General features: G+C 69.5%; 21 protein-coding genes and 1 pseudogene. 9 read left to right on the top strand and 13 right to left on the bottom strand.

Going from position 1 to position 23,043, the window contains the following annotated elements:
- Positions 1 to 15: 15 nt before the first annotated feature.
- The 6 genes from ID554_RS26645 (at position 16) to ID554_RS26620 (ending at position 8,281) form a co-directional block, all read left to right on the top strand.
- Positions 16 to 2,394: a beta-xylosidase/alpha-l-arabinosidase gene (locus ID554_RS26645; RefSeq protein ID WP_117228846.1), complete on the top strand. Its 2,379-nt coding sequence runs from the start codon at positions 16 to 18 to the stop codon at positions 2,392 to 2,394.
- Entirely contained in the window at positions 2,391 to 3,368 is a 978-nt protein-coding gene (locus tag ID554_RS26640; RefSeq protein WP_117228845.1) for an ABC transporter permease, read from the top strand. The genes ID554_RS26645 and ID554_RS26640 overlap by 4 nt, the downstream gene beginning before the upstream one ends.
- Positions 3,365 to 4,288, top strand: coding sequence for a carbohydrate ABC transporter permease (locus tag ID554_RS26635; RefSeq protein ID WP_117228913.1), 924 nt, complete (start codon positions 3,365 to 3,367; stop codon positions 4,286 to 4,288). The genes ID554_RS26640 and ID554_RS26635 overlap by 4 nt, the downstream gene beginning before the upstream one ends.
- A gap of 45 nt (positions 4,289 to 4,333) precedes the next feature.
- Positions 4,334 to 5,974 (top strand): ABC transporter substrate-binding protein, encoded by a 1,641-nt coding sequence (locus tag ID554_RS26630; protein ID WP_117228844.1) that lies wholly within the window; start codon positions 4,334 to 4,336, stop codon positions 5,972 to 5,974.
- Between the two features lie 76 nt (positions 5,975 to 6,050).
- Positions 6,051 to 7,565, top strand: coding sequence for a GH39 family glycosyl hydrolase (locus tag ID554_RS26625; protein ID WP_117228843.1), 1,515 nt, complete (start codon positions 6,051 to 6,053; stop codon positions 7,563 to 7,565).
- Positions 7,562 to 8,281, top strand: a complete 720-nt coding sequence (locus ID554_RS26620) for a YesL family protein (protein WP_117228842.1) — start codon at positions 7,562 to 7,564, stop codon at positions 8,279 to 8,281. Before ID554_RS26625 ends, ID554_RS26620 begins: the two co-directional genes overlap by 4 nt.
- A 13-nt stretch (positions 8,282 to 8,294) precedes the next feature.
- Here the strand turns inward: ID554_RS26620 and ID554_RS33400 are convergent, their stop codons facing one another.
- Positions 8,295 to 8,765 (bottom strand): TraB/GumN family protein, encoded by a 471-nt coding sequence (locus tag ID554_RS33400; protein WP_263407307.1) that lies wholly within the window; start codon positions 8,763 to 8,765, stop codon positions 8,295 to 8,297.
- 130 nt (positions 8,766 to 8,895) lie between these two features.
- On the opposite strand from ID554_RS33400, the pseudogene ID554_RS26610 reads away from it, so the two are divergent.
- A pseudogene (locus ID554_RS26610) lies at positions 8,896 to 9,441 on the top strand (MerR family transcriptional regulator); the annotation flags it as partial.
- Positions 9,442 to 9,479: 38 nt separating this feature from the next.
- Here the strand turns inward: ID554_RS26610 and ID554_RS26605 are convergent.
- On the bottom strand, positions 9,480 to 10,292 hold the full coding sequence (locus tag ID554_RS26605; RefSeq protein WP_223884266.1) for a LolA-like protein: 813 nt from the start codon (positions 10,290 to 10,292) through the stop codon (positions 9,480 to 9,482).
- Positions 10,293 to 10,426: 134 nt separating this feature from the next.
- Complete coding sequence (locus ID554_RS26600; protein ID WP_117228838.1) at positions 10,427 to 12,490, bottom strand: alpha-glucuronidase; 2,064 nt, start codon at positions 12,488 to 12,490, stop codon at positions 10,427 to 10,429.
- A 229-nt stretch (positions 12,491 to 12,719) separates the two neighbouring features.
- On the opposite strand from ID554_RS26600, the gene ID554_RS26595 reads away from it, so the two are divergent.
- Positions 12,720 to 13,838: a hypothetical protein gene (locus tag ID554_RS26595; RefSeq protein ID WP_117228837.1), complete on the top strand. Its 1,119-nt coding sequence runs from the start codon at positions 12,720 to 12,722 to the stop codon at positions 13,836 to 13,838.
- A gap of 122 nt (positions 13,839 to 13,960) precedes the next feature.
- Here the strand turns inward: ID554_RS26595 and ID554_RS26590 are convergent, their stop codons facing one another.
- The 8 genes from ID554_RS26590 to ID554_RS26555 all read right to left on the bottom strand — a co-directional run bounded on the left by ID554_RS26590 (position 13,961) and on the right by ID554_RS26555 (position 19,452).
- Positions 13,961 to 14,380, bottom strand: coding sequence for a roadblock/LC7 domain-containing protein (locus ID554_RS26590; protein ID WP_117228836.1), 420 nt, complete (start codon positions 14,378 to 14,380; stop codon positions 13,961 to 13,963).
- Positions 14,381 to 14,662: 282 nt separating this feature from the next.
- Entirely contained in the window at positions 14,663 to 15,979 is a 1,317-nt protein-coding gene (locus tag ID554_RS26585; protein ID WP_191088637.1) for an IS256 family transposase, read from the bottom strand.
- A complete protein-coding gene (locus ID554_RS26580) occupies positions 15,933 to 16,442 on the bottom strand; it encodes a hypothetical protein (RefSeq protein ID WP_223884265.1) in 510 nt (169 codons plus the stop codon). Before ID554_RS26580 ends, ID554_RS26585 begins: the two co-directional genes overlap by 47 nt.
- On the bottom strand, positions 16,439 to 16,690 hold the full coding sequence (locus tag ID554_RS26575) for a hypothetical protein (protein WP_117228063.1): 252 nt from the start codon (positions 16,688 to 16,690) through the stop codon (positions 16,439 to 16,441). The genes ID554_RS26580 and ID554_RS26575 overlap by 4 nt, the downstream gene beginning before the upstream one ends.
- 118 nt (positions 16,691 to 16,808) lie before the next feature.
- Positions 16,809 to 17,876 (bottom strand): three-Cys-motif partner protein TcmP, encoded by a 1,068-nt coding sequence (locus tag ID554_RS26570; RefSeq protein ID WP_117228064.1) that lies wholly within the window; start codon positions 17,874 to 17,876, stop codon positions 16,809 to 16,811.
- 123 nt (positions 17,877 to 17,999) lie between these two features.
- Entirely contained in the window at positions 18,000 to 18,749 is a 750-nt protein-coding gene (locus tag ID554_RS26565; protein WP_117228065.1) for a DUF5131 family protein, read from the bottom strand.
- Positions 18,750 to 18,835: 86 nt separating this feature from the next.
- Positions 18,836 to 19,180 (bottom strand): hypothetical protein, encoded by a 345-nt coding sequence (locus tag ID554_RS26560; protein WP_117228066.1) that lies wholly within the window; start codon positions 19,178 to 19,180, stop codon positions 18,836 to 18,838.
- Complete coding sequence (locus ID554_RS26555; RefSeq protein WP_117228067.1) at positions 19,177 to 19,452, bottom strand: hypothetical protein; 276 nt, start codon at positions 19,450 to 19,452, stop codon at positions 19,177 to 19,179. The genes ID554_RS26560 and ID554_RS26555 overlap by 4 nt, the downstream gene beginning before the upstream one ends.
- 730 nt (positions 19,453 to 20,182) lie before the next feature.
- On the opposite strand from ID554_RS26555, the gene ID554_RS26550 reads away from it, so the two are divergent.
- The gene (locus tag ID554_RS26550) at positions 20,183 to 20,527 is read left to right on the top strand and encodes a histone-like nucleoid-structuring protein Lsr2 (RefSeq protein WP_117228068.1); all 345 of its coding nucleotides are present in this window, start codon (positions 20,183 to 20,185) and stop codon (positions 20,525 to 20,527) included.
- 70 nt (positions 20,528 to 20,597) lie between these two features.
- Here the strand turns inward: ID554_RS26550 and ID554_RS26545 are convergent, their stop codons facing one another.
- Complete coding sequence (locus ID554_RS26545) at positions 20,598 to 21,857, bottom strand: hypothetical protein (RefSeq protein ID WP_117228069.1); 1,260 nt, start codon at positions 21,855 to 21,857, stop codon at positions 20,598 to 20,600.
- A gap of 267 nt (positions 21,858 to 22,124) precedes the next feature.
- Positions 22,125 to 23,033: a PDDEXK family nuclease gene (locus ID554_RS26540; protein ID WP_223884264.1), complete on the bottom strand. Its 909-nt coding sequence runs from the start codon at positions 23,031 to 23,033 to the stop codon at positions 22,125 to 22,127.
- Positions 23,034 to 23,043 lie beyond the last annotated feature (10 nt).

The following is a 23,043-nucleotide window of genomic DNA, read 5'->3' as shown; positions in this document are numbered from 1 at the left end:
GCCAGAGGGGTTCGCATGACGAGTCAGCTACCTGTCGACGATCGACTGACGTCACCGGATGGCGATCGGTGGCGTGACCCGGCCCTGCGCCCCGACGAGCGGGCCGACGCGCTCATCCCGTTGATGTCGCTGGAGGAGAAGGTCGCCCAGTTGGCCGGCCTCTGGGTCGGCGCCGACGCCTCCGGCGAGGGCGTCGCGCCCCACCAGACCGACCTGGTGGAGCACACTCCACCGTGGCCGGAGGCCATCCGGTACGGCCTGGGGCAGTTGACCCGCCCGTTCGGCACCGCACCGGTCGATCCGGTCCCCGGCGCCCGGTCACTCGCCGTCTCCCAGGCGCAGATCGTGGCGGCCAGCCGGTTCGGCATCCCGGCACAGGTGCACGAGGAGTGCCTGACCGGCTTCGCCGCCTGGCGGGCCACCGTCTACCCGGCGCCGTTGAGCTGGGGCGCCGCCTTCGACCCAAAACTGGTCGAGGAGATGGCCGGGCGGATCGGGCGGTCCATGCGGGCGGCCGGCGTCCACCAGGGACTCGCCCCGGTGCTCGACGTCACCCGCGACTACCGCTGGGGACGCACCGAGGAGACCATCGGCGAGGACCCGTACCTGGTCGGCACCACCGGCGCGGCGTACGTGCGGGGGTTGGAGCGGGCCGGGGTGGTGGCGACGCTCAAGCACTTCGCCGGCTACTCGGCGTCCCGGGGCGGGCGGAACCTGGCACCGGTGCCGATGGGCCGCCGGGAACTGGCCGACGTGATCCTGCCGCCGTTCGAGATGGCGCTGCGGCTGGGTGGTGCCCGCTCGGTCATGCACTCCTACGCCGAGATCGACGGGGTGCCGGCGGCCGCGGACGAGGAGCTGCTGACCGGGCTGCTGCGCGACCGGTGGGGATTCGGCGGCGTCCTGGTCGCCGACTACTTCGCCGTCCGCTTCCTGCAGAGCCTGCACGGCGTGGCCGCCGACGCGGGGCAGGCCGCCGGCCTCGCGCTGCGCGCCGGCATCGACGTGGAGCTGCCCACCGTGGACGCCTACGGCGCACCGCTGGTGGCGGCGGTCCGCTCCGGCGCCGTCGCGGAGACGCTCGTCGACCGCGCGCTGCGGCGGGTGCTGATCCAGAAGATCGAGTTGGGGCTGCTCGACGAGGGCTGGCAGGAGCTGCCCGCCGACGTCGACGAGCTGCGCCTGGACGACGAGACCGGTCGGTCGGTCGCGCTCCGGCTGGCCCGCCAGTCCGTCGTCCTGCTGCGCAACTCCGGCGGGCTGCTGCCGCTCGCCGCCGACAAGCAGGTGGCCCTGATCGGTCCGGTGGCCGACGACCCGATGGCGATGCTCGGCTGCTACTCGTTCCCGCTGCACGTCGGTGTGCAGTATCCCGAGCACGGCGTGGGGGTGGAGATCCCGTCGCTGCGTACGGCCCTGCACCAGCGCCATCCCCGCCTGACGTACCTGCCGGGCACCGCCATCACCGGCGACGACACCTCCGGCATCGCCGCGGCGGTCGAGGCCGCCGCCGAGGCCGACGTGTGCGTACTGGCGGTCGGCGACCGGGCCGGCATGTTCGGCCGGGGCACCTCCGGCGAGGGCTGCGACGCCGTCGACCTCGACCTGCCCGGGGTGCAGGCCGAACTGGTACGCGCGGTGCTGGCCGCCGGTACGCCGGTGGTGCTGGTGGTGCTCTCCGGCCGGCCGTACGCACTCGGCGCGCAGGTGGACGACGCTGCGGCGATCGTGCAGGCGTTCTTCCCCGGGCAGCTCGGCGGCCAGGCGCTGGCCGAGGTGCTCACCGGTGAGGTCAACCCGTCCGGGCGGCTGCCGGTCAGCGTGCCCCGGCATGGCGGCGGCCTGCCCGGCACGTACCTCTCCCCCCGGCTCGGCCACCGCACGCAGGTGTCGTCGGTGGATCCGACGCCCGCGTTCCCGTTCGGGCACGGCCTGAGCTACACCACCTTCGAGTGGAGCGATGCCACGGTGGCCGGTGCCGACCACTCCGGGCCCGCGCCGTGGCCGGTCGACGGCACGGCCACGGTCGGTGTCACAGTCCGCAACACCGGTTCGTGGGTCGGCACCGAGGTGGTCCAGCTCTATCTGCACGATCCGGTGGCGCAGACCACCAGACCGGTGGTACGCCTGGTCGGCTACGTGCGGGTGCCGCTGCGACCGGGCGAGGCGGCCCGGGTCACCTTCGAGGTACCCGCCGATGTCACCTCCTTCACCGGGCTGCGCGGCCGGCGCGTGGTGGAGCCCGGTGACGTCGAGCTGCGGCTGGCCCGGTCCAGCGGCGCCCCGGAGGCGCACCTGGCGCTACGGCTGGTGGGCACCGAACGCGAGGTCGGCCACGACCGGGAACTGGTCTCCCGGGCCCACGTCGCCCCCGCCACACGGGGCCGGCGATGAGCGCCCCGGCCACGGTGACGGCGCCGGCCCCCGATCCACCGACGCGCCCGCCCGGCATCCCGCGCGCGACCCGCCGCACCTGGCGGCGGGCGCTGCGCCGGGACTGGCAGCTCTACTCGCTGGCGATCCTGCCGCTGCTGTTCTTCCTGATCTTCCGGTACCTGCCGATGCTGGGCAACGTGATCGCCTTCCGCCGGTTCCAGCCCGGCGGGAGCATCTTCGGCGAGTACTGGGTCGGCCTGCGGTACGTGAAGATGTTCCTCACCGACCCGACGTTCTGGAACGTCTTCACCAACACGCTGGTGCTGGGCGGGTTGACCCTGCTGTTCTGCTTCCCGCTGCCGATCGTGCTGGCGCTGCTGCTCAACGAGGTACGGGCCCGCCGGCTCAAGCGGTTCGTGCAGTCCGTGTCGTACCTGCCGCACTTCCTGTCGATCGTGATCGTAGCCGCCATGGTCATGCAGCTGCTCTCCATGGACGGCACGGTGAACTCGCTGGTCACCTCGGCCGGCGGCGACGCGGTGCCGTTCCTGCAACGCCCCGAGTGGTTCCGGACCATCTACGTCTCGTCCGAGGTGTGGCAGACCGTCGGCTGGGGCACCATCCTCTATCTCGCCGCGCTCACCACCATCGACGAGGACCTGTACGAGGCATCCCGGATCGACGGCGCGAGCCGCTGGCGGCAGACCTGGCACGTCACGCTGCCGGGGATCCGGCCGACCATGGTGACGCTGCTGATCCTCAACATCGGCACCTTCATGGCGGTCGGGTTCGAAAAGATCCTGCTGCTGTACAACCCGCTGACCTACCCGACCGCCGACGTGATCTCCACGTACCTGTTCCGGATGGGCTTCGGGTCCAGCAACTTCAGCTACGCCGCCGCGATCGGCCTGTTCGAGGCGGTGATCGGGTTGATCCTGGTGCTGTCGGCGAACCTGATCGCCCGTCGCACGGTGGGGACGAGCCTGTGGTGACCGTCGAGTCCACCGCCGCCCGGCCGCGTCCCCGTCGAGGCAGGGGCATCCGGCAGACCCGGGGGTACCGGGCGTTCCAGGTGGCCAACGCCGTCGTGCTGACGCTGGTCGTCCTGGTGACGCTCTACCCGTTCGTCAACATCGTGGCCCGCTCGCTGAGCACCGAGGCGTACATCATCGCGGGCGAGGTGGACCTGGTGCCGCGCGGGTTCACCGTCGACACGTACCGGCTGGTGTTGTCCGACTCGCTGTTCTGGACGAACTACCGCAACACCCTCGTCTACACGGTGACCGCGACGCTGATCTCGATCGTGCTCACCACCTGCTACGCGTACGTGCTGTCCAAGAAGGACCTCAAGGGACGCGGGGCACTGGTCGGCATCGCGGTGTTCACCATGTTCTTCTCCGGCGGCCTGATCCCCAACTACGTGCTGGTCACCAGCCTCGGCCTGAAGAACAGCGTCTGGGCCATCGCACTGCCCAACGCGATCAACGTGTTCAACCTGCTGGTGATGAAGGCGTTCTTCGAGAGCCTGCCGACCGAGTTGGAGGAGGCCGCCGCCGTCGACGGGCTGAACACGTACGGCATCCTGCTGCGGATCGTGCTCCCGCTGTCGAAGGCCATCGTCGCCACCATGGTGCTGTTCTACGCGGTGGCCTTCTGGAACTCGTGGTTCGCCGCCTTCCTCTACATGGACCGGCAGGAGTTGTGGCCGGTGACCGTGTACCTGCGCAACCTGATCGCCGGTGCCACCGGCGCGGAGAACGTCGGCGCGATCGCCGAGGCCAACGAGGTGCAGGCCGAGGCGACCCTCAAGTCCGTGACCATCGTGCTCACCACCCTGCCCATCCTCCTGGTCTATCCCTTCGTCCAGCGGTACTTCGTCCGGGGCATCATGCTCGGCGCGGTCAAGGGCTGACCAGCGTGTTCACCCCGCTCCCACCACCACATCGAAAGGACCGCCATGCTCCGCAGACCGTGGCGACAGGTGGCGACAGCCGCTGCCGCCCTGCTCACCGCCGCCAGCCTCGTCGCCTGTGGTGACGACCCGTCCGAGAACCAGGACCTGTCGGAGAACCGGGCCGGCGCGATGGAGAACTACGCCGTCGGTACGCAGTTCAAGGCCACCGAGCCGATCTCCTTCTCCGTCCTCTACAACAACCACCCGAACTACCCGCTGAAGAACGACTGGCTGTTCTGGTCGGAACTGAAGTCCCGGACCAACATCACGCTGGATCCCGTCGCGGTGCCGCTGAGCGACTACAACCAGAAGCGCAGCCTGCTGATCGGCGCCGGTGACGCGCCGCTGCTGATTCCCAAGACGTACCCGCCGGACGTGAACACGTTCGTCTCCTCCGGGGCGATCCTGCCGGTCAGCGACCACCTCGATCTGATGCCGAACCTCAAGGAGAAGATCGAGAAGTGGAATCTCAAGCCTGAGATCGACACGCTCCGCCAGCAGGACGGCAAGTTCTATCTGCTGCCCGGCCTGCACAAGAAGCCCTGGCACGAATACTCGCTGGCGATCCGGACCGACATCCTCGACGAGCTGAACCTGGCCGTCCCGAAGACCTGGGACGAGCTGTACACCGTGCTCAAGGCGATGAAGGCCGCGTACCCGGACGTCTACCCGTTCTCCGACCGGTGGAGCCAGCCCAACCCGGCCGGCAACCTGTTCAACCTGCTGGCCGTCTCGCATGGGCTGGAAGGCGCCGGCTGGAACTTCCAGCACATGAGCTGGAACGCGCAGGCGCAGAAGTTCGAGTACACCGGCGCCACCGAGCAGTACAAGCAGGTGTTGCAGTACCTCAACAAGCTGGTCGCCGAGAAGCTGCTCGACCCGGAGAGCTTCACCCAGACCGACGACGCCGCCCGGCAAAAGCTCGCCAACGGCAGGTCCTTCGTGATCAGCGCGAACGCCCAGGCCGTGGTGAACGACTACCGGCCGGACCTGGCGGCGACCAACCCGAAGGCCAAGATCGCCAAGATCCCGCTGCCGGTCGGACCGGCCGGTGAGATCAACCCGTCCAGCCGCCTGGAGAACGGGATGATGATCTCGTCGAAGGCGCGGGACAGCAAGAACTTCGTGGCCATGATGCAGTTCGTCGACTGGCTCTGGTACTCCGACGCCGGCCAGGAGTTCGCCAAGTGGGGCGTGGAGGGCACCACCTTCGTCAAGGACGCCTCCGGCAAGCCCACCCTGGCGCCCGAGGTCAACGTCATCGGCCTCAACCCGAACGCGCCCAAGCACCTCCAGAAGGACTTCGGCTTCTACAACGGCGTGTTCGCCTACGGTGGCAAGCCCGAGCTGGTCCAGGCGTTCTTCTCCCCCGAGGAGCAGGAGTTCCAGCAGGTGATGAACGCCCGCACGCCGAAGACACCGCCGCCGCCGTACCCGCTCAACGACGAGGAACGCGAGCAGGTGTCGCTCTGGGAGACCCCGCTGCGCGACCACGTCTACCAGGCCAGCCTCCAGTTCGTCCTCGGCCAGCGGGACCTCGGCCAGTGGGACGCCTACCTGGCGGAGCTCAGGAGCAAGAACATGGACGCGTACGTGGAGATGGCGAACAAGGCGTACGAGCGCTACAAGGAGGCGAACGGCTGACCGTCTCGCCGGTCCGGTCGTGTCGGTGCGACCGGACCGGCCCATCCCCCGCCCGCCCGCGAGCACGAGGACGAGGATGCGCATCACCGTTGCCGAACACCCCCGCGGCCGGCTATCCGAGGCATGGCGGTTCGCCGTCGGCACCGGCCGGTTCGAGTTGGCCCTGCGGCGTGACTACCAGGACTCGCTGGCGCTCGTGCAGCGCGACATCGGGTTCCGGCACATCCGTGGCCACGGCCTGCTCAGCGACGGCGTCGGCGTGTACCACCCGTACCAGCACCGGGGCGAGCGGCGGGTGCGGCACGCCTTCGGCTACGTCGACCAGGTCGTCGACGCGTACCTGGAGTCGGGTGTCCGGCCCTTCGTGGAGCTGGGGTTCATGCCCACCGCGCTGGCCAGCGGCGACCAGACGGTGTTCTGGTGGCGCGGCAACGTCACCCCGCCCCGCTCGCACACCGAGTGGGCCGACCTGGTCCGGGCCACCGTCGCGCACCTGGTCGACCGGTACGGGCTGGCGGAGGTGCGCGGCTGGCCGATCGAGGTGTGGAACGAACCCGACCTCCCCGACTTCTGGCAGGGCGCGGACGCCGACGCCTACCACCGGCTGTACGAGGTGACCGCGCACGTGGTCAAGGAGGTGGACGCCGATCTCCAGGTGGGTGGGCCGGCGCTCTCCCCCGGCGCGGACGACGGCTGGCTGCCCCGGTTCGCCGAGTACGTCACCGACCGCGCGGTGCCGATCGACTTCGTCAGCCGGCACGCGTACACCTCCGGTCCGGCCCAGCACGTGCCGTTCGGCGTGCACCAGACGTTGGCCCCGGCGGGCCGGCTGCTGGAACAGTTCGCCGCGCCGCGCCGTCAGCTCGCCGGCACCCCGCTGGCCGACCTGCCGGTGCACGTCACCGAGTTCAACTCGTCGTACCGGCCGGACAACCCGATCCACGACACCGCCTTCCACGCCGCCTACCTCGCCCCGGTGCTGGCCGGCGGCGGCGACCTGGTCGACTCCTTCGCGTACTGGACGTTCAGCGACGTGTTCGAGGAGCAGGGCGTCCCGACCTCACTGTTCCACGGCGGCTTCGGCCTGCTCACCCACCGCCAGATCAAGAAACCCACCTACCACCTGTACGCGTTCATGAGCCGCCTCGGCGGCCAGGTGCTCGCGCACGGCCCGGACCACGTGGTCACCCGGGACGACACCGGGCGGCTGGCCGTCCTCGCCTGGGCACCGGTCGACGTGACCGGCCGTGACCCGATCGACCGGCACACCGTACGACTCTCGCTGCCCGTCGCGTCCGCGCCCACCGCCTTCCTGCTGCGCTCCTCGGTCAGCGAGGAGGCGGGCAACGCCTGGCGGGCGTGGTGCGAGCTGGGCCGTCCGCCGTCGCCGACCACCCGCCAGCTCGACCTGCTGCGGGAGGCCGCCGAACCGGCCCGGCGGCACGCGGCGCTGCCGGTGGTCGCCGGCCGGGTCGATCTGGACCTGCACCTGTCCCGGCACGAGGTGACCCTGGCCGAGGTCACCCCCGTCGTCGACCACACCCCGCCCTGGTGGGACGAGGGCCGCCTGCTCGGCCAGGAGCGCCCGTGAGCGCCGTCGCGCGGCGGGAGTTCGGCGACGGGCCGCTGTCGCGGGGCGCGGCGCTGATCTACACGCTGCTGGTGGTCGAGGTGCTGCTGCTGGTCTGCGCCGCGCCCGGGCTGGTCGCCCTGTTCGCGCTGGAACGCCACCCGAGCAACCTGCCGCTGGTCGCGCTCTGCGCGGTACCGCTCGGCCCGGCGCTGTCCGCCGCGCTGTACACGCTGCACCACCAACGCCTCGACCTGACCGACCTGCACCCGTGGCGGCTGTTCTGGCGCGGCTACCGGGCGAACCTGGTCGGTGCGCTGCTGGTCTGGGCGCCGACGCTGGTGTGGCTGACCGTCATCGCGGTCAACCTGGCCAACCTGTCGGCGGCCGGGGTCCCCGGCTGGTGGGTGGTGCCGCTGGTCACGGTCGGCGTCGGCGTCGCCGTGGTCGGGCTCCACGCGCTGGTCATCACCTCGCTGTTCGCCTTCCGGCTGCGGGACGTGCTGCGGCTGGCCGGCTACTTCGTGCTGCGTACCCCGGTGGTGGCGGTCGGTACCACGTTGCTGCTGGTCGCGGCGACGGCGCTGACGCTGGTCGCGTCGGAGGCGGCGACGGCGGCGCTGGGTTCGCTGCTGGCGCTGGCGCTGGTACGCGGCGCCGCACCGATGACCGACATGGTCCGAGAGGAGTTCGTACGAAGTGTAAGGAAGGGGCCCTTCCTAACGTCTCGTGCATAGCAGGGGTCCCCTGCTAACACCTCACTGCGGGCGCTGCGTACGGGCGGCGGCGCGGGCGTGGGCGATCGCCAGCAGCCGGTCGATCTCGGGCAGCATCTGCGGGCCGGGCATGACGATGCTGGCGAAGCCCTGCCGGCCGTACGCAGGGTGCGGCAGCACGGTGTCCAGCCGGGCGAAGTCGTACTCGCGCCGCGAGCAGGTTCTCCGCCATCAGCGCGTCCCGGACCGCCACCAGTCGGGCGAAGCGTTCCTCCCGGCCCAGCGGCGCGGCGGCCGCCGCGTGGTAGCGCAGCACCGCGACCGCAGACGTGGCCTGCGCGTACGCCGCCCGCCAGCCGTCGCGCCGCCGGGGAGCGTGCAGGTACAGCTCGGTCAGCAGGTCGTCGGCGAGCACCCGCAGGCGGTGCGCCTCGGGCGTGTCGCCGACCGATCGCCCCGGTTCCCAGATCGCCGCCTGGTCGCTCCACCGGGCCTCGTCCCCCACCAGGGCGTCGATCTCGGCCGTCCGGTCCTGACCCAGGAGCTCGCAGACGCGCAGCAGGAAGGTGCGGGCACTCGGGGCACCGGTGATCTCACGTTGAGACTTTCCAGCTGGATGGCACGATGAACGTCCGGGGCACGGCCACGCGGCGAGCGGCGAGATCATGCGCGCCGTGCACCGGGGCGACATCGACACGGCGTTGCGGGTGATCGACGAGGGGCACGCCCTGCTGCGCCGCGACCGGGAGACCCTGGACGCGGTCGAGACGGCGGTGGCGGTCCTCACCGGGGCCGCGCCCGAACCGCGCCGCCGCGCGGGGGTGCCGATCGGTGCCCTGGCGCACCGGCTCGGCGTACGCCCGGCGACCCTGCGCAAGTGGGAACGGGCCGGGGTGCTGGGGCCGGGCCGTGACCTGGCGACCCGCTACCGCGTCTACTCCCCCGACGACGTGCGGGACGCCGAACTCGCCCATCTGCTGCGGCGCGGTGGATACCGGCTCGACCACATCGCCGACGTGCTCCGCCGGGTACGCGCCGCCGGGGGCGCCGCACCGCTCGCCGCGTCGCTGCACGGCTGGCGGGAGCGGCTCACCGTACGCGGCAGGCACCTGCTCACCGGCGCGGCGCGACTCGCCGCGTACCTGGACCTTCCGGCGGAGACGGCGCTGCCCGGCCGGTGAGGAGTACTCATCGACCGGGCAGTCGTGCCGGTTCCGGGTCAGGAGGTCAGGTCCCCGAGGCCCTTCATCATCTCGGCGAAGTCGGTGGTCTCCGCCGCCGGCGGGGTCTCGATGTTCACCGGCTTGCCGTAGTCGGTGTAGTCGACGGTGATGTCACCGAGGTCACCGGTGACGACCTTGGCCCGGCGGGGCTGGTACTGCTCGTCGACCCAGAGGTCGGTCTTGACCTCCTTGACGCCCTGCTTGGCCATCTCCTGCTCGACGCCCTTACGCAACTCGGCGTCGATCTGCTGCAGGTACTCCGCAATCGGCTGGGTCACGGTGTAGTGGACGGTGTCCACCCCGTTCACCTTCTCCTCGCCCACGACCGTGACGTTCTCGCTGGCGAGCAGCGCCTTGACCTGCTTGGTCGGGTCGACGTCCTCAAGCTGCTTGGTGAAGTCCATGCCGGCCTGCGCGCCCGCGGCACCCACGTCGATCTTGAGCCAGCGCTTGCCGCCCATGCTGGCGCGGTCGGCCTCCGGGACCTCGACGTACACTGCGGTCTCGATCATCCGGACGGTCGTCGGGGTGCCGTCCGGACCGGTGGTCGTCATCTCGACCTTGATCGGGTCACGCAGGTCGATGACGCCCTGCGCGGTGATCTTCTCGCCGGCCGCCGTGCCCTGCATCGACATGGTCACCGAGTCGCTGGACTCGGTCTTCTCCATGGCCTTCTGCAACGACCCCTTGAGGTCCTTGGCGAGCTGCTCCAGCACGTTCGGCTGCGCCGCGGCACCCGAGTCGGACGAGCCGGACGACGAGCCGCCGCAGGCGGTCATCGCGAAGGCCGTGAGTGCGGAGACCGCCACGACGGCGACCCTCTTGGACAGTGACAACGGACAGCCCCATTTCCCTGGACAGCTCTGGGAGCCTCCCCCAGACAGACCGCCGACACGCTACCGGAGTCGGTCAACCCCGCAGTCACCCACCGGCCCACCGGGCCTCAGTACAGCGAGCGACCGTACGCGTCCGGCACCCCGGACTTACGGTGGAAGTAGGCGTTGACCTGATCGCACCACTCCTGCGCGCTGCGCCGCTGCTCGGCCAGGCGCTCGCTCACCCGGGCGTGCACCGCCGGGTCGACCAGCCCGGCCAGCGTCGCCCAGCGATCGCTCATCGCCGTCACCTGCGCCACCCCGGCGAAGTGCGTGTCGTAGATGTGCTGCACGACCGTGCTGCCGCTGTGCAGCACATGGTCGTAGCGGACGTGGTGGAAGAAGAGCAGCAGCTCGTCGGGGCACCGCTCCGGCGACTCGTACACCCGGGACCAGGGCGGCGGATACTGGCCGGTGAAGCCGGTGCCGGTGGCCCGGGTCCGGTCCACGCCCACCCCGTCCCGGTCGGCGAAGTGGTAGGTGCCCCAGGGGGTGTACTCGTACCCGTCGACGTCCGGGCCGTAGTGGTGCCCGGGTCGCACCATGAAGCCCACCCCCAGCGGGGCGGTGTACCGCTCGTAGGTGCGCCACGAGTCGTCCATGATCTCGTGCAGCGTCCGCCGCAGCAGGTCGGGGTCGGCGCTGGCGGCCGGGTCGAAGGTCAGGTCGATCCACTCGTCGAGCACGTCCTCCGGACGCAGGCGCGGGTCCCAGGCGAGCCGCCCGTAGGCGTACAGGTTGGCCTGGGCCAGCGGGTGACCGGTCCAGAACGGATCGTCGCCCACGTTGGAGACGGCGGCCAGCCCGCCACCGTCGGCGGCCACGTCGGCGACGGTCGGCCCGCCGTCGCCCCACGGCGTGAACCGCAGCACCTCGTGCCACCAGGGCGCCAGATAGCAGACGTGCCGCTGCTGGCCGGTGTACTCCTGCATCACCTGGAACTCCACCGCCAGCCGGGTGCCGGGCATCGCCGCGATCACCGGCGACACCGGCTCCCGGGTCTGGAAGTCCAGCGGGCCGTGCTTGACCTGCACGACCACGTTGTCCCGGAAGCGGCCGTCGAGCGGGGTGAAATGGTCATGGGCGGCGCGGGCGCGATCGGTGGACCGGTCCCGCCAGTCCTGCCGGTGGTCGTAGACGAAGGCCCGCCAGTGCACCACGCCCCCGTACGGCGCCAGCGCCTCGGCCAGCAGGTTCGCCCCGTCGGCGTGGTCCCGGCCGTAGCTGAACGGGCCGGGCTGCCCCTCCGAGTCGGCCTTCACCAGGTACCCGCCGAAGTCCGGGATGCGCGCGTACACCCGGGCGGTGGTCTCGGCCCACCAGGGGCGTACCTTCTCGTCGAGCGGGTCGGCGGTGGGCAGGCCGCCGACCATCACGGGCGCGGCGAAGTTCACCGACAGGTGCACCCGGACGCCGTACGGACGCAGGTCGTCGGCGATCTCGGCGACGTCGTCGAGCCGGTCGGTGAGCAGCCGCGCCTCGGTGGCGTGCACGTTGACGTTGTTCACCGACACCGCGTTGACCCCGCACGCCGCCAGCAGCCGCGCGTACGCCCGCACCCGGGCCCGGTCCGGGTGTGCCCGGCCGTCGCGCCAGAAGATGGACCCGCCGCTGTAGCCGCGTTCGACCTGACCCATCACCGGGTGTACGTCGACGTTGTCCCAGTGGTCGAGCATCCGTCGCCGCATCACCGGCCGGTACGCCCGCGCCGGATGGGGTGCGCCGAACGCCGACTCACCGAGCCGGACGACGTGGAACAGCCCGTGGAGCAGTCCCGCCGGTTCGTCGGCCAGTACCACCGTGACCTCGTCGCGGCGGGTGACCGCGTACCCCTCGTCGCCGAGCCCCCCGGTGGCGGCCGGGTCGGTCCGCACCACGGCGGCGATTCCCGGCGTGCCGCGCAGGGCGAGGACGAGTTGTGCGGCGGGGCCGTCGGCGCAGCGACGGGCTGTGCCGCCGTACGCGGCGCAGGCGAGTCGGGCCTCGCGCAGCACCGTGTCGACGAGCGGGCCGTCGCCGTACACGAGAACGTGCCGGGAGCCGACGGCGCGGAACGCGGCCGGGGGCAGCCAGGCGGGGTGGACGTCGGTCGGATCGGGGCTGGTCACGCGCTCCGGGCGGTTCGGTCGCATTGCGCAGATCGTAACCATCTCGATCGATACGTCAAGGACCTTCCGGAACCTTTCGGACGATGCCGGGCCCGCCACCCACCCCCGCCGGCCCAGACATCGACCATGGGCGATTACCGGAATGCCAGACAAGCCAGATAGCACAGTAGTGGCAATGACGGAAGAGAGTCATCCGATCACCCCGCGTGTTCACTACGCTGACAAGCCCGTAACAATTGATGGAGGTGGATGAGTGTCCGTACTCGCTCGCTCCCGAACCGCAACCGCCGTCGCCCGCCGAAGTCTGGCCCTGTTCGTCACCACCGCCCTGGCCGCCACCATCGCACTCACCGCAACGGCGGCCCCGGCCAGCGCGGCCGTGCCCGACCGGTGGGGCTTCGCCTACCTACAGACACCGACCCCGGCCCCCGGCACCATCCTGGACACCAGCCGACAGTGGGGCGGCTGGAAGACCAGCCTCCCCGGCGCCTGGGCCACCGTCGACCAGATCGGCGTCGGCCGCTACCGGGTCTACTTCCCGGCCACCGCCTCGACGAACGGCGTCGCACACGTCACCGCCGTCGACAACGCACCGCGCTGGTGCCAGGTCGCAGCCACCTACCCCTTCGGCGCCGACCAGGCCGTCGAGGTGCAGTGTTACCGTCCCGGTGGCGGACCTGACAACGCCCGCTTCGTCGTCGACTACAGCACCAGCTCCGGCCTGCTGCCGCCCGGATCACATGCGTTCGGCTACGTCAGAGGGACACCGCCCGGTGGCATGACCGCCTCCTTCAACTCGGCCGGCGCCGCCAACACGGTGGCCCACCTCGGCACCGGCATCTACGAGGTCCGCCTCAACGGCCTGAGCACGACCGCACTGAGCGGAAACCTGCAAGCCACCGCCGAACACCCGAACCTCCCGCGCCGCTGCAAGATCGCCCGTTGGGGTGTCTCCGGTGGCGCCGTGCTGGCCTACGTGTTCTGCTTCGACCCCACCGGCGCCCACGCCGACAGCTGGTTCAACCTGACCTACCACCGGGAACGTCCGATCTTCGGCGCCGTACCGCCGAAACACTTCGCCTACGTGTGGAGCCCCGGCCTCGGCGGTCCGACCGACTTCAACTCCGCCGGCGGAGTGAACAGCATCATGGTGTCCGGGGTCGGCCAGTACCTGGTCACCCTTCCCCTGGTCGGCTACCGGATGACGACCGTGCAGGTCACCGCGTTCGGCCCGACACCCGACTACTGCAACCTACAGACCCCCTGGATCCTGTCCGGCGCCACCGCGATCATCCGTAACGTCATCTGCTTCAACAACGCGGGCGCACAGACAGCGAACCAGTTCCTCCTCACCTACTCGTCCAACGTCTGACCGAGACCCGGTCGGGGCGGTGCTCCATCCCGCCCCGACCGGGGACAACATCGGTAGGCAGCCCTCCACGATGCGCAGAGCCGACCTCCCCTACCGACATCCCGTTGGACGCGAGGGCCGGATCACCGCGCGCCCACCTTGGGCGCCGGCTCCACGTACACCGGCAGGTGATGTCCGGCTTTGGCACAGAACAGGGCGACCTCGTACGCCATGTCCCCGACCTCGGCCGAGCCGTCGATGCCGACGGTGAGGATCGCCCCGTTGCCGGTGGTGGCATGGAACAGGAACGCCCGCGACATCTGCACCACCACCTGGTGCAGCTCACCGTCACCGCACAATCGGGCAACGGCAAGGCCCAGCGCCTGAAGCCCACAGACCACACTGGACAGTTGCTCGGCGATCTCCTCGTCGATGCCCCGCGACGCCCCCAGCATGATGCCGTCCGGGGAGAGCACCACCGCGAACTTGGCACCAGGCACACGATCCACGATGTCGTCGAGCGCGGCGTTGAGGTTCTCGGCGGCGACCAGGGCATGGGTCATCAGGGCGCTGTCCTCTCGTCGAAACTCCTACGTTCGTACCAGAGAAGGCCCGGCGTCAGGTGACTGACACTCCCCCGAATCCTGTTCCCTCCTCCCCCAAACGCACGAACACCCTGGTCACCCAACCGGACGGGCCAGACACCACGGTCACACTGATGCACCATCCGTCTCACCAACAGTGACGCCCAGGTGTCGTCCGGAAATTGCAGTTGGTACGGCTCCGTGCTGCTGGCATCAGGCGGGTCTGTCAAGTTAACGGTGTAACTGGGGTTGGTTGATCTTCTACTTGCGGCCGGCGGACAGGCGTCCGTCGAAGGTGATGTCGAAGGCGTTGAGTGCGCTCTTCCAGCGGGTGGCCCAGCGTTTGCGGCCTTGCCCGGTCGGGTCGAGGCTCATCACCGCGAGGTAGACGCACTTGAGGGCGGCTTGCTCGTTGGGGAAGTGTCCGCGGGCGCGGACGGCGCGGCGGATGCGGGCGTTGACGCTTTCGATGGCGTTGGTGGAGCAGATGATCCGGCGGATCTCGGCGTCGAAGGCCAGGAACGGCACGAACTCGGCCCAGGCGTTCTCCCACAGCTTCACGATCGCCGGGTAGCGGCTGCTCCATGCCTCGGCGAACTCGAGGAATCGTTCGGTAGCGGCGGCCTCGGTCGGTGCGGTGTAGACCGGTTTGAGTGCCTTGGCAATCGCGTCCCAGTGCTGGCGGGCCGCGTAGCGGAACGAGTTCCTGAGCAGGTGCACCACGCAGGTCTGGACCACGGTGCGGGGCCAGACCTCTCCGATGGCATCCGGCAGGCCGGTCAGTCCGTCACAGACGGCCATGAGCACGTCGTCGACGCCCCGGTTCTTCAGTTCGGTGCAGATCTGCAGCCAGAACTTGGCGCCCTCCCCGCCGTCGCCGGCCCACAGGCCGAGGATGTCTCGGTGGCCGTCGGCGGTGACCGCGAGAGCGACGTAGATCGGCCGGTTGGCGACCTTCCCGTCCCTGATCTTGACGTTGATGGCGTCGAGGAAGACCACCGGGTAGACCGGATCGAGGGGCCGGTTCTGCCACTCGGTCATACCGTCCATCACCTTGTCGGTGATGGTGGAGATCGTCTGGCGGGAGACCTCGGCGCCGTAGACCTCGGCCAGATGCGCGGAGATCTCGCCGGTGGTCAGGCCCTTCGCCGACAGCGACAGCACCAGGTCCTCCACCCCGGACAACCTGCGCTGACGCTTCTTGACGATGGCCGGTTCGAACGAGCCCGCTCGATCGCGTGGCACGTCGATCTGCACCGGCCCGACATCGGTGAGCACCGTCTTGGACCGGTTGCCGTTGCGGGAGTTGCCGGAGTTCGCGCCGGCCTGGTCGTGTTTGTCGTAGCCGAGGTGGTCGGTGATCTCACCATCGAGGGCCGACTCCAGCACGATCTTCGTCAGCTGCTGCAGCAGCCCACCCTCACCGGACAGCTGCAGCCCCTGCTCACGAGCCTGGGTCACCAGCTGTGACACCAGCGCCGGGTCGACACCCCCTGGCGTCGTCTTCGTACGCGGCCGCTTGGCCTTCTCGTCACCGGGCACAGCGGCAGTGTCCACCGCATCGGTCGTGATCGTCATCAGGTGCTACTCCCTTGATCGGAGTTACACCGTTGTTTTTACAGTCCCCCTGGCTGAGGTCGAGGATGCTCCAGCCGGCGGGCAGGACGGTGGCGGCCGGCGTGGGGGCGGTGGTGGCCAGGTGCGCCTGGTGGGCGATGGCGGTGCGGGCGGCGTGGCCGAGGGCGATGTCGCCGCCTGCGGCGCGGGCGAGGACGCCGGTCTGGCGGGCGTCGTCGATGCCGGGCTCGGCGCCGAGGGGTAGCACGGTGACGGCCGGGGTGGTGGTCAGGAGGGTGAGCAGGGCCGCGCTGACCTCGCTGCTGGTGGCGGCGTACGCGGCGGCGAGGCAGGCGGCCGGCACGCCGACCGTGCGGCCTTCGTCGGCGACCTCCGCGATCAGCTCACCGACGGCGACCTGGCCGGCGACGTACGCGGCGAGGGCGGTGACGTCCAGGACGACGGCGACCTGGACGTCGTTCACGCGGCCTCGTCGAGCAGGCGCTGCCCCTCGGCGAGGGCCTCATCAGGGATGGGGGTGGCGAGGCGGTCGCGCCAGCGGGCCTTGCCGGCGTCGGTGACCTCTATGCCGGCGCGGCGCAGCACCTCGTCGAGCTGGGTGCCGGCCATCTGCGCGCGGACGGCTGCGGTGATCGCAGCGGACACGTTGCGCTGGCCGTCGAGCCATTGCGCGACGTCGTCGGGCACGCTGATGGAGCGTTTCGCGGTCATGGTGGAGAGCGTACCCCACTGGTAGCACCGGCGGTGCTACCAGAGCTGCTGCGCCGGTCTTCGCTCGGCACCGCTCAGGAAAAGGCGGGCAGTCGCTTCCTTCAATGAGTAGGCATGGCTACAGCGAGACGAAGGATGATCTCTGCAGCCGACCACCGTCTGCAATCTTCACGCTGCCGTTGTCGACGAGCGGCTTCAGTGCCTTGATGACGTGTTCTGGTCGGTACACCGTCTCGAGCAGAGCGAACCGGCGCAGGTCTTCGACGCGGACCGGACCGCTGTCACGCAGCCTCTGCTGTAGCAGTCGGGTCAGTGGTCCCAGGAGCGGCTCATCCATCGCGAACAAGGTCTCTGCCTGTTCGTCGCGGGGGTCACGGAACCCGACGCCCTGGGCTCGGTCCACCTCCCAGAGGCTGTCCTTCATCTTCTGCACACCGAGAGGGTGCCCGGTGCCGAAGACGAGATACAGAGGTTGGCCATTGCGAGGAATCAGCTCGAAGTCCAGTAGGTAGGGAAAGCCAGCCTTCTCCAGAGCTTGCCGGTAGCAGGTGAGGATGTGCCGACTCTTCGCCGCTGGCGGCAGGTTGACGACATCACGCCAGTGCGGGTCGCCGCCGAAGACGTCGTCACCCGCCTCACCCATGTTGCTCACGAATCGAACGAAGTGCTGCGGGAGCAGCGTGACGATGACCTCGGTGGATACGTTGCCGGCGAGACGCTGCAGCAGCTTGAAGGGCACCGGCGCGTTGCCCCAGGAGTCCAGGTTCGCGAATATCGGCTGTCCCCAGGCACCCATCTGGTCGAGCGCAACTCCGAGATCGTCAGCGCAGGTGCCTTTGCCCATCATGACGGGCATCGCGCTCTCCGACCGCGGTCGTACGGGAAACGCTTCCTGCAGGGTCTCCCGCAGCATCTTGACGCAGCGCTCGTCATCGTCGATGAAGACGAATCGGGTGATGCCCTTGTTCGCGGAGACCTCCTGGACAAGCGCGCGGATCGCGATGACGGGCGACCCGGCTTCTCCGCCGCTGTAGATGCCAGGCCCGGCGAATCCCTCGGCGTAGGTGACAGAGGGATAGCCGGCGAGGAGGATCGGAAACCATCGCTCAAGGTAGCGGCGGTAGATGTCGTGTTTGGCACCCGTATGCTCCGCACACGGCCATGGCACCGGACCGTCGACTGGCATTCAGCCCCCAGATGATCACGATGTGTTGCGGAGCAGTCTCTCATTGCACACCTGTGAGAGAAAAGCCTCTGATGATCGCCGTCGGCACCCGTACGGTCTGGACGTGCCGGGCCACCCCCGCTGTCATGAGACAGGCAGGCTCAGAGGCATGTCGTCCCACGTACGGCCGTTCAGCTCCCGACCGCCAGCCTTGGGCGTTCGACCTCCCCACTGCTTGAAGAAGAACGGCACCCCGGCGCGCGTGCACTGATCGCGCAGGCCTATCACCCAATCCTGGTGCAGCGGCCGAGCATTGATGCCGCTCTCGCCGCCGGCGATAACCCAGCCGATGCGGTCGAGCTTCAGGTCCGACAGCGGGCCAAGCAGCGGTTCGCATGACAGGAACCGCAGCGCCGCTGGTACGCCCCGTAGATCATCGATTCGATCCACTACATCGGCGTTCTCCACCGAGACGCCCACCCACAGGTTGGGCGGCCAGGTCAAGGAGGACCCCAGCCGACGTAGGCGGCGGGCTCGCTTGGTCAACACCTGATAGGTGTGCTGCGGAGTCGCGGCGATGACCTCGAAAACCTGACGGACGAACTCCACCGGAACCTGGGCGTGGAACAGGTCACTCATCGAGTTGACGAACACGAGCCGGGGCCGCTTCCAGGTGAACGGCAACTCAAGACTGTCCGGGTGAAGAGTCAACCCGAACCCTGGCCCGCTCGTCCGCAGATCTCCGTCTCGCTGATACCTCGGCTGCCCCATCGCCTTGAGCCGCTTGGCCAGCGTCAACGCGTAACAGTTGTCGCATCCACGGCTGACGCGGTCACAGCCCGTCGTGGGGTTCCACGTCGCCTCTGTCCATTCGATGGCACTGCGGTCACCCATATCCGATCCCCACCTAACGAAGAGTATTGATTCGAACGAAGGTTCGGCAGAGCGGACGTCGTCGAATCAGCGCAGTTGTTCACCGCCTACGCGACACGGCGTACGGGACGCAGGAGGGTGAGTGCCCGGAGGGCGTCCGCGCGGGAGATGGGCTGGTCGTCGTCGGCTTGCATGGTGAGCACGATCTCGATGGCTTGGCGGATCCAGGCGGTCTTGGTAACCCCGGCGGCCTTGGCCGCTACGGCTACCGACTCGTCGAGTTCGGTCGGTAGGCGCAGGGAGCGGACGACCATGATCTCCGAGCCTTGCGGCGGGAGTGCGTCCAGCAGTTCGTCTTCACGCTCGGCCGTTGGCGGCGCATCGAAGGCCAGGTTGTTCATCAGGTCGGCCGCCTCGTGCGGGGTGCGCGGGAGGCCCTTGTCGTTGTTCATCGCGTCTGCTCCCATCGGGTGAAGTCGGCCAGTTCGGCGGGGGTCATGTCCCGCGCTCCGATGATCTTCCAGGCAAAACCGTCGATGTGGCGGACGGCCACGATCAGGGGCCGTCCGTCCCGGGTGCGCGCCCAGACGGTGAGCACCCGGAAGCCGGCCTGGTCGGCTGCGGGGCGCGGCCACCGTTGCTTGGCGTCAAGAGCCTGGCGGACCTCGTAGGGGTGAATGCCCGCCAGGGCCCGCAGCGCCCACACTTCCCACTCGTACGGCACACCCCAAGCGTAATACGCGCGTATTCCAACAGCCAGCGGGCTGGCGGTTATCGCTCAGCGGACCTCGCTCGCCCGGCCCAGGCTGGGCTGTTGAACACCTATGCCTCTGCTGGCGCATAGGCGCTTCGTTGGCACGTACGGAACGGCTGCCGGGAAGGAGGTGAACGAGTGACAGAGATGAGCATCCGACTGCGGCTCCCCCAGACCATGGTGATCCAGATCTTCGTGATCGCGCTAGTCGCCCTGGGCCTCGGCCCCTGGAGGGGCTGACGCAAGTTCCGCCCGGTTGAGGGCGAGCGTCTCCACGGTGTTCGCTCTCAACCACGGACCACCAGGTCTTTGCTGGCCTGATCAGCGGCTTGACTCGGGTGTCAGTTCGACGGCTGCACCTGTGTCTCTAACCTCAAGCTGTGGACCGCCCTGACTGGTCATCAACGTCGCGGGCGTGCCCTCCATGGACGGCCCCGGCGGTGTTTGGGCTGGTGCCGGGCAGGACGTGCAGGAGGTTTGCTACGCCGCGTTCGTCGAGCCGCCAGCCGAGTCAGCAGACTGTCGAAGATGCCAGTCGCAGCTTGCCGACACCTCGCGTAGTGATGCATGTTGTCACCGCCTTCGGGATTTACGCGCGGCGCAAAACGCGAGACCGGCAAGCAGGCGCTCTTGTTGCGCAATTGCCGGGCGATGAGTCAAACTTTGACCACACCCCGCCAGACACAGGGAGTAATCGACGATGGCGAAAAAAGTAATCACGGTGCTGACTGACGACCTCGACGGCGGAAAGGCCGATCGGACGGTCGACTTCAGCCTCGATGGCGTGAGCTATACCATCGACGTCTCCGACGAGAACGCGGGTGTCCTGCGCAAGGCGCTGGATCCGTTTATCAATGCGGGCCGACGGCTCGGACGCGGCAGTGCCGACACCGGCCGCGGACCGCGACGCGTCGCGGCAGCGGCACCCGGAATGAACCGCGAGCAGAACCGCGCGATCCGGGAATGGGCGGTCAGCAACGGCTACCAGATTTCCGAACGCGGTCGTATCCCGGTCGAGGTGGTCGAGGCGTACAAGAACCGCTGAACAGCGTCACCGTACACACGTCGCGGGCCGCCCGGAACGAGGTTCCGGACGGCCCGCGTGTCGTTCCGGGTCAGTTGACCTGGATCCGCACCGCGTCGAAGGCGGGGGTCTGGTTGGCCCGCTCCGACATCGGGATGCGGTGCGAGCCGTCACCGGCCCAGACCGCGCACTGCGCGGTGCCGGACTCCGGCAGGCCCGGGACCTGGATGACCACGCTGTCCGGCTGGCGACCGCCGCCGCCGTCCTCGGTGGCCACGAAGAAGGCCGGTACCGGATCCGCCGCCGGCGCCTCGTCCGTGTTGTTCAGCATCCGGCAGGCGGTGTGGAAGTGGCCACGGGTCAGGCCCTCACCGTTGAGCAGCGAGCTCTCCAGGTAGTAGCCACCCTGACCGGCCGGGAGGAAGCGGTCCCGGACCAGGTTGCGGGTGCTGACCCGCAGGGCGAAGCCCTCGTTGCGGTTGATCTGCTGCGGGAACTCGGTGATCAGCAGCGACGGGTTGTTCGCGGCGGAGCCGACCTCACCGAAGGCGGTGCTGATGCAGCGGTTGCCGTTCTGGAAGCCGTCGTGCGGCTGGAGCTGGCTGTTGTTGCAGTTGTTGGCCAGCACGTCGAGGCCGTTGTTGTTGCCCCCGCCGTTGTTGCCGCCGTTGTTCCCACCGTTGCCGGGGTTGTTGCCGCCGTTGTTCCCACCGTTGTTGTTGTTCACCGGCTGCACCTGGCAGGCGGCCAGACCGGCGAGACCACGCGGCCGGGGGCCGAAGCGGTCGATGGAGATGGTGATCCGGTCGAGCGTGGCCCGCCGCTTGCTGGCCAGCGGGTCGAGGATGGCGTTGCGGATGAACGCCTGACCCTTGTTGCCCTCGGCGGCCAGGCGCTGGTCGGCCTCGGTAATCTGGGTCTGCAGCAGGGCCAGGTTGCGGTCCACCTCGGCGCGGGCGCGGTCCGGCACCTGCGGCAGGCGGCTGACCACGTCGGGACAGGCCACGGCGAACGCACCGGTGGTCGCGCCACCGTTGCCGCTGCGGGTCTCCTGGCACTCCTCCACGGACTGCTGCCCGTCACCCCAGTGGTTGGTCACCCAACGACCGTTCTGGAACGTACGGGTGGTGGTGGCGCCACGGGCGGTCGGCGCGGTCGCACCCGGGCTGGGCTCCACACACTCGGCCGAGATCGGGCGGGTCTGCTGCTTGTTCGGCCGTCGGTCACCGGCCGACGAGATCTGGGTGACGGCGACCACGCCGCCGAAGACGGCGAGCGTGGCACCAACGGCCACAAGTCGTTTGGTCCGCGTGTTACCGGCTGGTCTGCGTGACCGGGTGGACCTGCGCATCGAATTGCTCTCCTTCTCGATCCGGTACCTGACGCGTGACTCGACGGACCGAACGGAATCGTGGTGGCGCGCTCGACGGAGGCCGTTCGAACGCACCGATGGCACGTCGACAGACGACGATGCCCTTTCCGCACCGTCTCCCGCGCCGCCCGGCGCGGGTTGGGGAGATCCTGTCCATTCCTGGTGAGGTACGGCCCCGCCGTGGCGGGAGTTCAAAAGAAGGTGGACTTTTTTTCTGCGGTCCCGGCCGTGCGACAGTCGAGCAGGTCAGACCTGGTGGAGTTGGTCGTAGGCGAAACCGTTCACAAGTTCGTCGCGACGCTGCCCGAGCCGCCGGATGTCATCGAGCAGATCGGCACGCCCCACCACTGCGGGCGGGTCCGAATCCAGGGTGCGCAGGCGCTCACCGACCGCGAGCGCGGCCAGGTCCTCGGCGAGTCGCGCCGGATCCACACCGCAGGAGAACCGGTACGACCGCAGGACGACCCGTTCCACCAGGAAGTCGCCCGGGCACACCTCGACCCAACTCCACCCCTCGACCGGACCGTCGACCCAGCGCACGTGCAGTCCCCGCAGGATCGGATCCGCCAGTCGCCGCGCCACGTACGCCTCGACCGCCTCGGCCCGGGCGAGCGCGCCGAGGTCGTTGACCGCGCCGGTGCGCCCGTCCGGCAGCCGGCCGACGATGTCGCGGAACCCGACGGCCGGCACGTCCGACCCGGCGGCGCCGTCGGCGTACCGACGGGCGTCGATCACGTACCCGACGATGCCCGGCCCGTGGTCGGCGGCGCGCAGGGTGGCCGAGCCGATCCGCAGCAGCGGCAGGCCGACGCTGGCGGTGACCGCCTCGACGATCCGGTCCACCCGCCGGGCGGACGCGTCCGGCGCCGGTCCCCGGAACTCGACCGCGAACTGCGGAAGCCCGGTGTCGTCCGCGCAGACCACGTGGTCGAGCACCACCCGGGCGGCGGTGTTCCACTGATTGCCGGTGAGCCCCGGCGGGCGGCGCCGGATCACCTCACCCAGGCGTGGGCCGGCGTGTACCCGCTGCCCCTCGCGCGCCAGCACGGGCGGACGACCGCCGGCCGGAATCGTCGACAGCCACGAGTCGTCACCGGTCATCGTCGTATCCACCCAATCCTGCCGTCGACCGACCGAGTCTAGGATGACGATCATGCCCGGCGGC

The sequence above is a fragment of the Micromonospora craniellae genome (assembly GCF_014764405.1).
GTDB classification, from domain to species: domain Bacteria; phylum Actinomycetota; class Actinomycetes; order Mycobacteriales; family Micromonosporaceae; genus Micromonospora; species Micromonospora craniellae.
The sequence above is the reverse complement of the archived record's forward strand: the minus strand, read 5'-3'. Positions and strand labels throughout refer to the sequence as shown.

What these genes read in the sequence shown, in the direction of transcription:
- ID554_RS26645 (WP_117228846.1), top strand. Translation starts at nt 16, where the DNA reads ATGACGAGTCAGCTACCTGTCGACGATCGACTGACGTCACCGGATGGC.
- ID554_RS26560 (WP_117228066.1), bottom strand. Translation starts at nt 19,180, where the DNA reads ATGAACAACGACAAGGGCCTCCCGCGCACCCCGCACGAGGCGGCCGAC.
- ID554_RS26545 (WP_117228069.1), bottom strand. Translation starts at nt 21,857, where the DNA reads ATGCGCAGGTCCACCCGGTCACGCAGACCAGCCGGTAACACGCGGACC.
- ID554_RS26585 (WP_191088637.1), bottom strand. Translation starts at nt 15,979, where the DNA reads ATGACGATCACGACCGATGCGGTGGACACTGCCGCTGTGCCCGGTGAC.
- ID554_RS26590 (WP_117228836.1), bottom strand. Translation starts at nt 14,380, where the DNA reads ATGACCCATGCCCTGGTCGCCGCCGAGAACCTCAACGCCGCGCTCGAC.
- ID554_RS26575 (WP_117228063.1), bottom strand. Translation starts at nt 16,690, where the DNA reads ATGACCGCGAAACGCTCCATCAGCGTGCCCGACGACGTCGCGCAATGG.
- ID554_RS26640 (WP_117228845.1), top strand. Translation starts at nt 2,391, where the DNA reads ATGAGCGCCCCGGCCACGGTGACGGCGCCGGCCCCCGATCCACCGACG.
- ID554_RS26570 (WP_117228064.1), bottom strand. Translation starts at nt 17,876, where the DNA reads ATGCCAGTCGACGGTCCGGTGCCATGGCCGTGTGCGGAGCATACGGGT.
- ID554_RS26550 (WP_117228068.1), top strand. Translation starts at nt 20,183, where the DNA reads ATGGCGAAAAAAGTAATCACGGTGCTGACTGACGACCTCGACGGCGGA.
- ID554_RS26600 (WP_117228838.1), bottom strand. Translation starts at nt 12,490, where the DNA reads ATGCGACCGAACCGCCCGGAGCGCGTGACCAGCCCCGATCCGACCGAC.
- ID554_RS26625 (WP_117228843.1), top strand. Translation starts at nt 6,051, where the DNA reads ATGCGCATCACCGTTGCCGAACACCCCCGCGGCCGGCTATCCGAGGCA.
- ID554_RS26540 (WP_223884264.1), bottom strand. Translation starts at nt 23,033, where the DNA reads ATGATCGTCATCCTAGACTCGGTCGGTCGACGGCAGGATTGGGTGGAT.
- ID554_RS26630 (WP_117228844.1), top strand. Translation starts at nt 4,334, where the DNA reads ATGCTCCGCAGACCGTGGCGACAGGTGGCGACAGCCGCTGCCGCCCTG.
- ID554_RS26565 (WP_117228065.1), bottom strand. Translation starts at nt 18,749, where the DNA reads ATGGGTGACCGCAGTGCCATCGAATGGACAGAGGCGACGTGGAACCCC.